The 12,442-nt window shown below is 67.8% G+C and carries 11 protein-coding genes and 1 pseudogene; 8 read left to right on the top strand and 4 right to left on the bottom strand.

All coding sequences use genetic code 11. From position 1 onward, the window contains the following. Window positions 1-20: 20 nt before the first annotated feature. Window positions 21-2,350: pseudogene (locus BHK69_RS01940) on the top strand (penicillin acylase family protein). A gap of 9 nt (window positions 2,351-2,359) precedes the next feature. On the opposite strand, the gene BHK69_RS01935 reads toward BHK69_RS01940, so the two are convergent. From BHK69_RS01935 to otnK, 3 genes are all read right to left on the bottom strand, one after another. Further along, the gene (locus BHK69_RS01935) at window positions 2,360-3,109 is read right to left on the bottom strand and encodes an SDR family NAD(P)-dependent oxidoreductase (RefSeq protein ID WP_069693292.1); all 750 of its coding nucleotides are present in this window, start codon (window positions 3,107-3,109) and stop codon (window positions 2,360-2,362) included. Between the two features lie 133 nt (window positions 3,110-3,242). Next, window positions 3,243-3,902, bottom strand: coding sequence for a class II aldolase/adducin family protein (locus BHK69_RS01930; protein ID WP_244548375.1), 660 nt, complete (start codon window positions 3,900-3,902; stop codon window positions 3,243-3,245). Continuing rightward, window positions 3,899-5,170, bottom strand: a complete 1,272-nt coding sequence (gene otnK, locus BHK69_RS01925) for a 3-oxo-tetronate kinase (protein WP_069688639.1) — start codon at window positions 5,168-5,170, stop codon at window positions 3,899-3,901. The genes BHK69_RS01930 and otnK overlap by 4 nt, the downstream gene beginning before the upstream one ends. 107 nt (window positions 5,171-5,277) lie before the next feature. On the opposite strand from otnK, the gene BHK69_RS01920 reads away from it, so the two are divergent. Both BHK69_RS01920 and BHK69_RS01915 read left to right on the top strand, forming a co-directional pair. Further along, a complete protein-coding gene (locus BHK69_RS01920) occupies window positions 5,278-6,156 on the top strand; it encodes a transketolase (RefSeq protein WP_069688638.1) in 879 nt (292 codons plus the stop codon). Further along, window positions 6,153-7,151: a transketolase family protein gene (locus BHK69_RS01915; protein ID WP_083269066.1), complete on the top strand. Its 999-nt coding sequence runs from the start codon at window positions 6,153-6,155 to the stop codon at window positions 7,149-7,151. Before BHK69_RS01920 ends, BHK69_RS01915 begins: the two co-directional genes overlap by 4 nt. Here BHK69_RS01915 and BHK69_RS01910 read toward each other — a convergent pair. Further along, window positions 7,118-7,876 carry a GntR family transcriptional regulator gene (locus BHK69_RS01910; protein ID WP_244548374.1) on the bottom strand — a complete coding sequence of 253 codons (759 nt, stop codon included), beginning with the start codon at window positions 7,874-7,876 and terminating at the stop codon, window positions 7,118-7,120. The two genes, BHK69_RS01915 and BHK69_RS01910, sit on opposite strands and share 34 nt — an antisense overlap. 180 nt (window positions 7,877-8,056) lie before the next feature. Here BHK69_RS01910 and BHK69_RS01905 point away from each other — a divergent pair, with 180 nt between their 5' ends. From BHK69_RS01905 to BHK69_RS01885, 5 genes are all read left to right on the top strand, one after another. After that, a complete protein-coding gene (locus BHK69_RS01905) occupies window positions 8,057-9,163 on the top strand; it encodes an ABC transporter ATP-binding protein (protein WP_069688637.1) in 1,107 nt (368 codons plus the stop codon). Beyond that, the gene (locus BHK69_RS01900) at window positions 9,160-10,029 is read left to right on the top strand and encodes an ABC transporter permease (protein WP_083269065.1); all 870 of its coding nucleotides are present in this window, start codon (window positions 9,160-9,162) and stop codon (window positions 10,027-10,029) included. Before BHK69_RS01905 ends, BHK69_RS01900 begins: the two co-directional genes overlap by 4 nt. Continuing rightward, on the top strand, window positions 10,026-10,856 hold the full coding sequence (locus tag BHK69_RS01895; RefSeq protein WP_069688636.1) for an ABC transporter permease: 831 nt from the start codon (window positions 10,026-10,028) through the stop codon (window positions 10,854-10,856). Before BHK69_RS01900 ends, BHK69_RS01895 begins: the two co-directional genes overlap by 4 nt. A 51-nt stretch (window positions 10,857-10,907) precedes the next feature. Next, a complete protein-coding gene (locus BHK69_RS01890) occupies window positions 10,908-12,014 on the top strand; it encodes an extracellular solute-binding protein (protein WP_158516143.1) in 1,107 nt (368 codons plus the stop codon). Window positions 12,015-12,110: 96 nt separating this feature from the next. Beyond that, on the top strand, window positions 12,111-12,437 hold the full coding sequence (locus tag BHK69_RS01885; protein ID WP_069693286.1) for a N,N-dimethylformamidase alpha subunit family protein: 327 nt from the start codon (window positions 12,111-12,113) through the stop codon (window positions 12,435-12,437). Window positions 12,438-12,442 lie beyond the last annotated feature (5 nt).

Raw genomic sequence — 12,442 nt, 5'->3', positions numbered from 1 at the left:
CAAAACGCGCCTGACGAGAGATGCCTATGACGACCGATGCCGATCGCGACGCCCTCGAGGCGGCCCTGCCGCCGCTGTCAGGCTCCTTGTCCCTGCCTGGTCTGGAGGCTTCCGTTTCCGTCCGGCGCGATGCCTGGGGCATCCCGCATATCAAGGCGGTGGGCGAGGCGGATGCCTACAGGGCGCTCGGTTTCGTGCATGCGCAAGACCGCCTCTTCCAGATGGAGCTGACGCGCCGCAAGGCGCTGGGCCGCGCTGCCGAATGGCTCGGGGCCGAGGCGGCCGAGGCCGACATCCTGGTGCGGCGGCTGGGCCTGGAGCAGGCCTGCCGGCGCGACTACGAGGCACTTGCCGGTGAGGCGAAGGATATGCTGAAGGCATACGCCTCCGGCGTGAATGCGTTCCTGGAGTCCGGTGCGGCGCACCCTTGCGAATACGCGCTCCTTGGCGCAACGCCGGAACCCTGGGAGCCCTGGCACAGCATTGCGGTGATGCGGCGGCTTGGCCTGCTGATGGGCTCGATCTGGTTCAAGCTCTGGCGGATGCTGGCGCTGCCGGTCGTGGGCGCGCAGAACGCGCTGAAGCTGCGCTACGATGATGGCGGACGCGACCTGCTCTGCATTCCCCCTGGTGCCCAGGCCGACCGCTTCGAAGCCGATCTGGCGGCGCTGGCCCCATTCGTCGACCACCTGCTCAAGGCCATGGGCGGCGATGCCTCGGATGCGGCCGGAGGCGGCAGCAACAACTGGGCGGTCGGTCCGGGTCGGACGGCGACGGGGCGGCCCATTCTCGCGGGCGATCCCCATGCCTCTTCGAGATCCCCGGCATGTATGCGCAGCACCATCTCGCCTGCGATCGCTTCGACATGATCGGCCTCACCGTGCCGGGCGTGCCGGGCTTCCCGCATTTCGCCCATAACGGCAGCGTCGCCTATTGCGTCACCCATGCCTTCATGGACATCCACGACCTTTATCTCGAACAGTTCATTGACGAGGGCATGGCGGTGCGCTTCGGCGAGGGCTTCGAGCCCGTCATCCATCGGCGCGACCGGATCGCCGTCAGGGGCGGGGTCGACCGGGAGTTCGATATCTTCGAGACGCGCCATGGTCCTGTGATAGCGGGCGATCCGCGCGAGGGGGTCGGCCTGTCCCTGCGCTCCGTCCAGTTCGCCGAGACCGACCTCTCCTTCGATTGCCTGACGCGGATGCCTGCGGCCTCGACCGTCTTGGAACTCTATGAGGCGACGCGGGGCTGGGGCCTGATCGACCATAATCTCGTGGCCGGCGACACGGCCGGCGCGATCGGCCATCTGGTGCGCGCCCGCGTGCCGGTGCGCTCGCGCGACAATGGCTGGCTACCCGTGCCTGGCTGGACCGGCGAACATGAATGGCAGGGCTGGTTCGCGCATGAGGCGATGCCCTGCGTCATCGACCCGCCCGGCGGCCTGATCGTCACCGCCAATAACCGGGTCGTGGCGGATGATCATCCCGATTATCTCTCCACCGATTGCCACCCGCCCTATCGCGCCGAACGCATCCTGCAGCGACTGGAGTCGGGTGCGCCCTTCGCTGTTGCCGATGCGGCGGCTATCCATGCCGATACGCAATCCCCGCATCTCGAGCTGTTCCGCACTCGTCTCGCGGCGCTGGGCCAGCGCGAGCAGGCCGGTGCGGAGCGGCTGCGGCAGGATCTGATGGCCTGGAACGGTCGCATGGACGCGGATTCGACCGCGGCTGCCGCCTATAATGCCTTCCGGCGAGCCCTGACGCGGATCGTCACCCTGCGCAGCAGGCTGGAGCGGGCCACAATGCATCGCTTCGCCGCGGTGGCGCCCGGCGTCTCGCCGCAGGGCCAGGTCTGGTGGGCGGTGCCGACATTGCTGCGCGACGACGATGCCGGGATGCTCAACGGCTCGACCTGGGACGACGTGCTGTCGGAGGCGCTGTCGGAAGCGGCGGCGACCCTGACCGGCCGGAGTTGGGGCGAGGAGCATCGGCCGCGCTTTGCCCATCCGCTCTCGCCGCAGTTCCCTGACTGGGCGCAGCGGCTCGATCCGCCTTCCCTGCCGGTCGGCGGAGACGGCGACACCGTGCTCGCGAATGGGATCGTGCCCTCAGTCGGCCCAGTGGCGACCTATGGCGCGCTGTCGCGCTATGTCTTCGATGTCGGCAACTGGGACAACAGCCGCTGGGTCGTCTTCCACGGCACTTCCGGACATCCGGCAAGCCCACATTACGCCGACCAGAATACGCCCTGGAGTGCCTGCGAGATGGTGCCGATGCTCTATGACTGGGGGCGTATCGCGGCGGAGGCCAGGACGGTGCAGGAGCTTGTGCCGGACCGCGATTGACGCGGCGGCTCAGCCCGCGACAAATCCTTCCGGCAGGCGCGGCGTCCGCAACCCGGCCGTCTCGCCGCCATCGACGGTCAATACGGCGCCGTTGACATAGCTCGCCTTGTCCGAGAGTAGCCATTCGACGACGTCGGCGACCTCGCCGGGGTCGCCGAGGCGGCCGGCGGGAATGCGCAGTTCGAGCTGCCGCAGCCGCAGCGGATCGGCCAGCACCTTCGACATCATGCGGGTCGCGATCTGTCCGGGGCAGATCGCGTTGAAGCGCACCTCCTCGCCGAATTCGAGCGCCAGCGCCTGCGTCATCGCGATCACGGCGGCCTTGGAGGCGCAATAGACCGCCAGCCCCTCCTCGCCGAACTTGCCCGCGACGGAGGCGACATTGACGACCGCACCCTTGCCCGCGCGCAGGCCCGCCAGCGCATGACGCGTGAACAGGAAGGCGCTGCGGGCATTGGCGTTCATCACGGCGTCCCAATCCTCGAGGGTCGCCTCGGCGAAGACCATGCGCCGTCCCAGCCCGGCATTGTTGACCAGGCCCGCAAGGCGGCCGCCGCCACGGTCGAGGGCGGCCTCGACGACGCGCCGACAATCCTGCTCGCTCGTCACATCGCCGGCGACGAAATGCGCGCCCGGCACCTGCGCTGCCAGCTCTTCGCCAGCCGCGACGTCGCGGCCGATGAAGACGACGCCGCGTGGCCCCAGGCGCTCCACGCAGGCCCGGCCGATGCCATGGGTGCCGCCCGTGACGATGATCATCTCATCCCTCCAGATATCGGTGAAACCGCGCATTTTCGAGTGAAGTGGATACCGGTTCACGTGAAGAAAATGCGATAAATCAAAGGCCTAGAGCCCTTCTGCGGTTCGGAGGAACGCGGAAGGGCTCCAGCGTTCAGCCGCTCGACAGGCGGCCGCGACCGTATTCGGCATAGCGTCCGAGTACCGTATTCATCTCGTCTTGGGTGAGATGGACGATCTCGCCGGCCTGGCGCGCGAGCAGCAGCTGCCGCGCCAGCATTTCGAGCTTGACCGTGCGCGCAAAGGCTTGCGCCAGTGTGGAGCCGATGCAGACCATGCCGTGATTGGCCATCAGGCAGGCGCTGTGACCCGCCAGCGCCGCCACGACGCCTTCGGCGAGCGCCGTCGTGCCGAAGGGCGCATAGGGTGCGCAGGGGATCTCGTGCCCGCCGAAGGCCGCTACCATATAGTGGAACGGCGGCATCGGGCGGCGCAGGCAGGACAGCGCGACGCAACAATCGGGATGGGCATGGATCACAGCCTGAGCGAGCCCCGCCGCGTAGACTCCACCATGGATCGCCCATTCGCTGGACGGTGTGCCGGGTGATAGCGCCGTGCCGTCAAAGCGCGTCAGCACGAAATCTTCCGGCGCCACGGTCGCCCCGTCGGCGCCGGTCGGGCTGATCAGCATGGCCTCATTCAGGCGCAGGCTGATATTGCCGGCATTGCCGAGGCTCAGGCCCGAACCCTCGATCTTCCGGTAGATATTGCACAGCTCAGCGCGGGCATCGGCTTCCGATATCGCGGCGGTCACGGCTGCTCTCCTTGTTCCATACTTGCGAGCATCGGCAGCAACATGTCCTCGGGGCCAAGCTTGCCCGATTTGAGGCAGAAGGCCAGCGGCGTCGCCCCCTCCGACAGGGCCTGCGAGACGCCCGGCGCGCGGTAAGCGCCGGCCCGCAGCGAGTGGATCGCAAGGCGATCCAGCACGGCGCCCGAGGTCTCGCCGCCGGCGATCAGGAAACGCCGCACGCCGCTTATCCGCAGCGCCTGCGCCAGCTTCGACAGGATCTCCTCGGCGAGCGTGGCGGCGCGACGCTGGCCGAGCTTGACTTGCACGGCCGCGACCGCGTCGGGATCGGCCGAGGTGGCGATCGCGACGGGGCCGTCGGCAAGGCGGGGCAGGGCCCAGTCGAGCGCCGCCGTGACGGCCGCATCGGCGTCGCTGACGGCGGCGAGGTCGAGCATCAGCACCGGGCGATCGCGGGCGAAGACTTCGAGCTGCCGCATGGTCTTCTCCGCGCAACTGCCGGCGAGCACGACGCCCGGACCTCGGACCGGGGGCAGGCGGGTCACGCTATCATTGGCATCGACGAGCCCGCGCTCGCGCCACAGCGCCGGATAATAGGCGGCGATCGAGGAGTTGCCGGTCATCAGCGGCCAGGAGACGGTCAGCGCCGCCAGTGCAGCGAGATCGTCGGGCACCGCGGCGTCAGTGAGCGCAAAGCCGATGCCGTCGGCGATCAGGCGCTCGCAATGCTGCGTCATGGCCCCCAGTCCGGCGCGCACGATCTGCTGCGGAATCAATCCGACCGGCGTCGCCGTCTGCTGCTGCAGCACGCGCACGAGGTCGGGATCGGTCATCGGCGTCAGTGGATCGTATCGCTTCGGCGACTCCGAGATCAGCCTGTCGTCGGCGAAGAGGTGGCCCTGGAAGACACGCCGTCCGGCCTCGGGGAATGACGGGCAGAACGCCGCGAGCCGGCTGCCGGTCAGTTGGCGCAGCACGTCGGCGCAGTTGCCGATATTGCCATGCGGCGTCGAATCGAAGGTCGCGCAGTATTTGAAGAAGAGCTGGCGCGCTCCGCGTTCGATCAGCCAGGCGCCGACGCGGCCGATATCCGCCACAGCCAGAGCGGGCTCGGCGACGCGCGTGCGCCGTGCCACCACGATCGCCGGATCGCTCACGGAATCCGGCAGTTCGGTGACGAAAGCACATGGCACGCCGCCGGCCCGGATCATCGCGGCCAATTCGAGACCGCCGGTCAAGTCGTCGGCGACCGCACCAAATACGAGACTCATCGCCTTCTCTCCCTAGACGGGGTTTGAATATATCATATACTCGCAACGGTCCATGGGCTGGCACAAGCCCTGACCGGGAGAGACGCGATGCGCCAGGCGAAGACACCATGAGCGGCGGCGCCGAGCGGCAGCCGGCGCTGCGCGTCCGCGATCCCCAGGAACTCACCGAGATCGCCTTGCAGCTGCGGCGCAAGGTGATCGAATTGGTGGCACCGACCGGGCAGGGCTATGTCCAGCAGGGCCTGGGCGCGGCCGATCTTTTCGCGGTGCTCTATTTTGCCGAATTGCGGCTCGACCCGGCCGATCCCGACTGGCCGGCGCGCGACCGGCTCCTGCTTTCGACCGCGCACAACACGGCGATCTTCTATGCGACGTTGGCGCAGCGCGGGCTCGTGCCGGCGGCCGAAATCAGCGATTATTGCAAGGACGGCTCGCCTTTCGAGGTGAATGCGTCGGAGCGGGTCGGGACCGTCGTCGAGGCGACCTGCGGCTCGCTGGGGCAGGGCCTGTCGGTGGCTATCGGCATGGCGCTGGCGGCCCGTCGGCGCGCGGATGCCAGCCGTGTCTATGTCATCCTGGGCGATGGCGAGCTTCAGGAAGGGCAGGTCTGGGAGGCGGCGCTGCTTGCCGGCAGCCTCGGCCTCGACAATCTCTGCCTGCTCATCGACGACAACCGCATGCAGGTCGAAGGCCATGTCGACGGCGTGGTGAAGCTCGAGCCCATCGCCGGCAAGTTCGCGAGCTTCGGCTGGGCGCAGGAGGTGGTGGACGGTCACGACATCCCTGGCCTGCTCGGCGCGCTCGACCGGGCCCGCGCGACACCCGCCCGCCCGACGCCTGCCCGTCCGACTTGCCTCGTCGTGCGCACCCTGGCCGGCAAGGGCGTGCCGATGCTCGAAGGCATTCTGGCGCATAATCTGAAGCTGCCCGCCGATGTCGCCGCGGCTGCGATGGCGGCCTTGTCCAACGCGGAGGACGCGCCATGACGTCCGTGACGCCCGATACGCTGACGGTTCAGGATTTCAACCAGCGCGGTGCGGCCGTCGCACCCAGCCGCAAGTTCTATGGCGAGACGCTGCTCGAACTGGCGCGGCAGGACCCGCGCATCGTCTGCCTGACCGCCGACCTCACACTGCCGACCGAGACGGATCTATTCCGCGACGCCCTGCCGGAACGCTTCCTGCAGGTCGGCATCGCCGAGGCCAACATGATCGGCATCGCCGGGGGCATGGCCCGAAGCGGCGAGATCCCCTTCGTCCATTCCTTCTGCGTCTTTGCCACGCGCCGCTGCTACGATCAGATCGCCATGCAGGTCGCCTATCCCCGCCTCAACGTAAAGATCGTCGGCGTCATCCCGGGGCTGACGACGCTGCTGGGCGTCTCGCACCAGGCGATCGACGACATCGCGCTGATGCGGGCGCTGCCCAACATGACCGTGATCGAGCCCAGCGGCCCCGCCGCGGTTCCCGCCGCCGTCCGGGCCGCCGCCGCCCATGACGGCCCGGTCTATCTCCGGTTGAAGCGCGCGGACGGCACCGAGACCGCGTTGGGCCCCGACGAATGGTCGCTCCCGATCGGCGTGGCCCGCATGCTGCGCCCGCCGGGGGAGGGGCTGCTCCTCGCCTGTGGGATGATGGTCGAGCAGGCGCTGCGGGCGGCCGATCTCCTGGCCGCGGAGGGCATCGCGGTCGGCGTCGTCGACGTGCCGACGCTGAAGCCGCTCGACCCGCGCATCGCGACGATGGCGCAGGGCATGCGGGCGGTCGTGACCTGCGAGAACCATTCGATCATCGGTGGTCTGGGCAGCGCGGTTGCCGAGCAGCTTATGGAGGCGGGCGTCCGCACGGGCTTTGGCCGCATCGGCGTGCGCGACGTCTTCGCCGAGGGCGGCACGACGCCTTATCTGTTCGCGCGCTATGGGCTGGACGCCGAGGCGATCGCGCAGGCCTACCGCGAGGCGCGCGGGCGCGGCTCGGTCTGAGGGCCGGCCTCGCGGGCGAGATTGCGCGTATCGCCGCCCGATTCCAGCAGCTTGACCAGTTTCTCGCCGCCCTGGATCATGTCGGTCTGCACGGCCTCGCGCACGCCTTCGCCGTTGCGGGCGCGCAGGCGCTCGAGGATGCGTAAGTGCTCATGCGGCCCCGGATAGGTCGGCCGCGCATGGGGATAATGGTAGTTCAGCAGCGGGCCGTTGCGCATCCAGATGTCGTCGAGGAGCGCGAGCAGCTCCGGCATGTCGGCGGCTTCATAGAGCCGATGATGGAAGCGCCAATTCGCGCGCACGGCGTCCGACCAGCGGCCCTCGTCCTCGGCCGCGGCAAGTTCGGCGTGCAGGGCGGTCATCTGGGCGATGCCCTCGTCGTCGATCCTGGCGGTCGCGCGCTCGGCTGCCAACCCTTCGAGGAACAGCCTGATCGTCCTCAGCTCGAGATACTGGGCGAGCGACATATGGGCGACGATGATCGAGCGGCCGTCGATCAGTTCGAGCGCGCGCGCCCGCACCAGCTGCATCAACGCCTCGCGAATCGGCGTCTCGGAGACGTGCATCGAAGCTGCGAGTTCGCGGATCTTGAAGCGGTGGCCCGGCCAGAACCGGCCCTCCATCAAAGCGAGGCGCAGATTGTTGTAGACGATGCGCGTCAGGCTATCGCGCGCGACCGGCCCTATCGCGCCACCCTGCAGGAAGTTGTCGTCGGCGCTCGCCACTTTTATCACGTCTCCCGAGGGCTTTCGCCGATCGCTGCAGCCTTAAAGCAAATCGGCGCGGTTCGAAACGCGCAAAACGTGCCGGGGCAGGGTGCGGTCGCCGACCGGTGCCATCACGGTCCTAAACCTGCTTGCCAAGACGGATATATCAAATATTCTATGCGGCAATAAGGGGAACGCATGGTGCAGCCGGTCGAGCTATCCAGCCGATCCGTGGGGATCGGGATCCGCGGAATCGTCAAGCGATTCGGAGCGGTGACGGCTGTCGACGGGGTCTCGCTTGCGGTCGAGCCGGGCGAATTCCTGGCGTTGCTGGGCCCGTCCGGCTCCGGCAAGACGACCATCCTGATGGCGATCGCCGGCTTCGAATATCCCGATGAGGGTCAGATTCTGGTCGGTGGCGAGGACGTGACGTGGACGCCGCCCTACCAGCGCAATCTCGGCATGGTCTTCCAGAAATACACTTTGTTTCCGCATATGAGCGTGCTGGAGAACATCGCCTTCCCGCTCAAAATGCGCGGCGTCGGCCGGGCCGAGCGCGAGGAGCGGGCGCGGACCGCGCTCGCCACCGTCCGGCTCGACGGCTTTGGCGATCGCAAGCCGTCCCAGCTTTCGGGCGGCCAGCAGCAGCGCGTCGCGATCGCCCGCGCCATCGTCTACAAGCCGCGCGTGCTGCTGATGGACGAGCCGCTCTCGGCGCTCGACAAGAACCTCCGCGAGGAGATGCAGATCGAGACCAAGCAATTGCAGCGCGAGATCGGCGTCACCGTCGTCTTCGTGACGCATGACCAGACCGAGGCCCTGACCATGGCCGATCGCGTCGCGGTGCTCGACCATGGCCGACTGCAGCAGATCGGCACGCCCCACGATCTCTATGAGGCGCCGAAGAGCGCCTTCGTCGCCGGTTTTATAGGCGAGACCAATTTCTGGCAGGGCGTGGCGCGCGGCGCGGCAGCGGCGGGCGGCTCCGTGTCGGTCGAACTCGCTGAGGGCACCGTGGTCGAGGCGACAGCCGTCGATGCCGTGACTGAGCGGGCAAAACTCCGCGTCGCGATCAGGCCGGAGCGCCTGACCCTGACGGCACCCGAGCAGGGGCTGCTCACGGCGCGCGTGCAGCAGGAGATCTACGCTGGCAACGCGACGACGCTGCTCCTGGGCACGGCGAGCGGGCAGGGCCTGAAGCTGCGCCTGCCGGCCGGCAGCGTATCGCGGGGGCCAGCGATCGGCGACCTCGTCGGCTTGCGCTGGGCGCCGCAGGACGCGCGCGCTTTTGGGTCCGCCGCATGAGCGCGCGGCCGCATCGCTGGCTGCTCGGCGGGCGCCATTACAGCAGCGCCGCCAGCCTGGCGCTGGCGGCGCCGTTCCTCGTTCTCGCCTTCGTGACCTTCCTGCTGCCGCTGGGCTCGCTGCTGCATGAGAGCCTGTTCCTGCCGACGCCGACGCTGGCGCATTACGAGCGCGCGGTCACGGCGCCGGTTTATCTGCGCGTCATGCTGCGCACCCTGCGCATCGCGGCGATCGTGACCGTGCTGGCGTTGCTGCTGGCCTGGCCGCTGGCCCTGGTGATGGCGCGCAGCACAGGGCTCAAGCTCGCGATCCTCGTCGCCTCGGTTCTGCTGCCGCTCTGGACCTCGGTCTTGGTGCGGACCTATGCCTGGATGGTGCTGCTGCAGAAGAACGGCGTCATCAACCAGATGCTGATGGCTTCGGGCCTCGTCGATGAGCCGCTCAAGCTGCTCTACACCGAGACGGCGGTGGTGATCGCGATGAGCCATGTCCTGCTGCCCTTCATGGTGCTGCCGATCTATTCGGCGCTGCGCGGCATTCCGGATGATTACAGCCGGGCGGCGCAGATGCTCGGCGCCTCGGAATGGGCGACGTTCAGGGAGGTGATCTTCCCGCTCTCGTTGCCGGGCGTGACCTCGGGCTGCCTGATGGTTTTCCTGCTGGCGCTGGGCTTCTTCGTCACCCCGGCGCTCATCGGCGGGCCGCAGCAGATGATGATCGCGACGCTGGTCTCCCAGCAGGTCCGCGAGATGCTCGACTGGTCCTTCGCTGGCGCGCTGGTCGGGGTGATGCTCGCCTTCGTGCTGCTGCTCGCATTGATCTTCAAGCGCGCCGTGCGGCTTGACCGCTTCGTGGGGTCGGCATGAGCGCGCCCCGGCGAGCCGGCTCTCCGCGCCATGCAGGCCGCGCCATGCTCGGTGCGACGGCCTATGCCGTGACGATCTTCCTGCTGCTGCCGACGCTCGTGATCGCGCCGATGTCGGTTGGTCCCGAGCGCTATCTGCGCTTTCCGCCAAACGGCTTTTCGCTGCGCTGGTATGCCGAGTATTTCGCCGATTCCGACTGGGTGAACGCGACGCTGTTCAGCCTGGAGGCGGGCGTCATCGCGACGTTGGCGGCGACGGTGATCGGCACGATGCTGGCGCTGGCGCTCGTCCGCGGCCGCCTGCCCGGCAAGGGGCTGATCGAGCTCTTGGTGATCGGGCCCGTCATCGTGCCGCATATCGCGCTGGCCGTGGCGATGTTCCTCGTCTTCGAGCAGTTGCGCCTGACCGGTACGCTGCTCGGCTTCGCGATGGCGCATACCATCCTGGCGCTGCCCTTCGTCGTTTTCACCGTGCTGGCGGCGCTCTACCGTTTCGATGCCGATCTAGAACGCGCCGCTGTGTCATGCGGGGCAAGTCCGCTGCGCACCTTCCGCCATGTCACGCTGCCGTTGATCGCGCCGGGCGTCGTCTCGGCGGCACTGTTTGCCTTCATCATCTCCTTCGACGAGGCGGTGGTGTCGTTCTTCATTTCGAACCTCGACCGCAAGACGCTGCCGCGCAAGATGTTCGAGGACATCGACTACAACATCTCGCCGACGCTGGCGGCGGTCGCGACCATGCTGACGCTCCTGACCGTCGCCGCGCTGGTCGGCAGCCACCTCGTCAGAAGTCGTCTCGACGCGCGCACGCGATCGGCCGAGCCCTGAGCCATGACAGCCGTCCCATTGGTCCAAACGCAACAGAAGGGGAGCCTCGCGATGAGCATCGACAGCAAGACTTCGACGACGACACGACGCCAGACGTCGCGACGCCAAGCGACTCGGCGCGACGTGCTCGCGGGAGCACTGGGGGCGGCGACCTTCGCGATCGGAGGCCGCGCCTTGGCCCAATCGAAGGAGGTCATCATTGCCACGACCGGCGGCCTGATGGAGCGCAGCCTGCAGGAGCATTTCTACAAGCGCTTCGAGACCGAGACCGGCATCAAAGTGCGCTCGGTTCCGATCGAACTCCCCGACCAGTGGGCCCGGGCGCGCGCCGGGCAGCGCAGCGGCAACATTCCCTTCGACGTCGTCACAGCGACGCCGCCGGACCTGATCCAGCACGCTGATTTGCTCGCGCCGATCGACTGTGCCGGCCTGCCGGGCATCGCGGCCCATGCGCTACCCAATGGCTGCTTCCCGAGCGGCATCATCCGGACCGCCGGCGGCATGGCACTGACCTGGAGCAAGAAGGCGTTCCCCAATGGCGGACCGCAATCCTGGGCCGATTTCTTCGACGTCGCGAAGTTTCCGGGTCCGCGTTCGCTGCCCGATACGGGCGACCGCGAATGGTGGGTGCCGCTGGCCGCGCTGCTGGCCGACGGCGTTGCGCCCGACAAGGCGTTCCCGATGGATGTCGACCGCGCCTACAAGAAGCTCGACGCGCTCAAGCCCCATATCGCGGCCTGGTGGAAGAGCGGCGACAACGCGATGCAGATCATGCGCGGCGGCGATGCCGTGATGATGATGGTCTATTCGAGCCGCTCGGTCCCGCTCGCCAAGAGCGGCGAGTTTGATTTCACCTGGAACCAGGCCATCCGCGATGTTGGCAACTGGGCCGTGCTCAAGGGCAGTCCCAATGTCCAGAACGGCGTGAAGTTCCTCGATTTCTTCGTGCAGAACGGCAAGGAGCACGTCGCCTTCAGCGAGAAGGTCTCGTTCGATTCCAACAACCGCGAGGCGCCCGGTCTGGTGCCGCCGGAGGAACGGCGGTTCCGGCCGTCCTGGCCCGACAATTGGTCGAAACTCGTCATCGCCGATTACGAGTGGATTGCCGTCAACCGCAACGCCCTGCGCGAGCGCTGGGTCACCTGGCTGACGAAATAGGCCCGGTCGCCCATCAATCGCCCCTTGGCCAGCGCCGCCCAAGCGGCGCCGGCTATCTCGTTCGGCAGGATCTCGTTGCGCAGGAATGAAGCCCGCATGCTCGTCAATTATCCCGAGGCCGCGCATTGGCAGGTCGACCCGTCGCGGCAGGACCTGGTCGACGAGATGCGCGCCCGCCCGCGCGGCCCCCACAGCCATGACCTGCAGCGGCTGCTGCACCGCATGCGCTGGACCGGCGTCGGCAAGCGCCACGTCCTGATCACGCTCGATCCCGGGCGGCGCTGGATGCTGGCCCGCCTGCCGGGGCAGCGCGGCGCTCCGGTCGAGACCTTCCCCAACCGCGTGTTCACGAGCCTCATTGAGGCCGAATGGACCGTCTTCGCCATGCGCTGGGAAGCGCTGACGGGACAGAAGCTCGACTGAAGGAC

Origin of the sequence: Bosea vaviloviae (assembly GCF_001741865.1) — a bacterium.
Lineage (GTDB): Bacteria > Pseudomonadota > Alphaproteobacteria > Rhizobiales > Beijerinckiaceae > Allobosea > Allobosea vaviloviae.
Note: the sequence above shows the minus strand (reverse complement) of the source record. Positions and strands in the feature narration are given on the sequence as shown.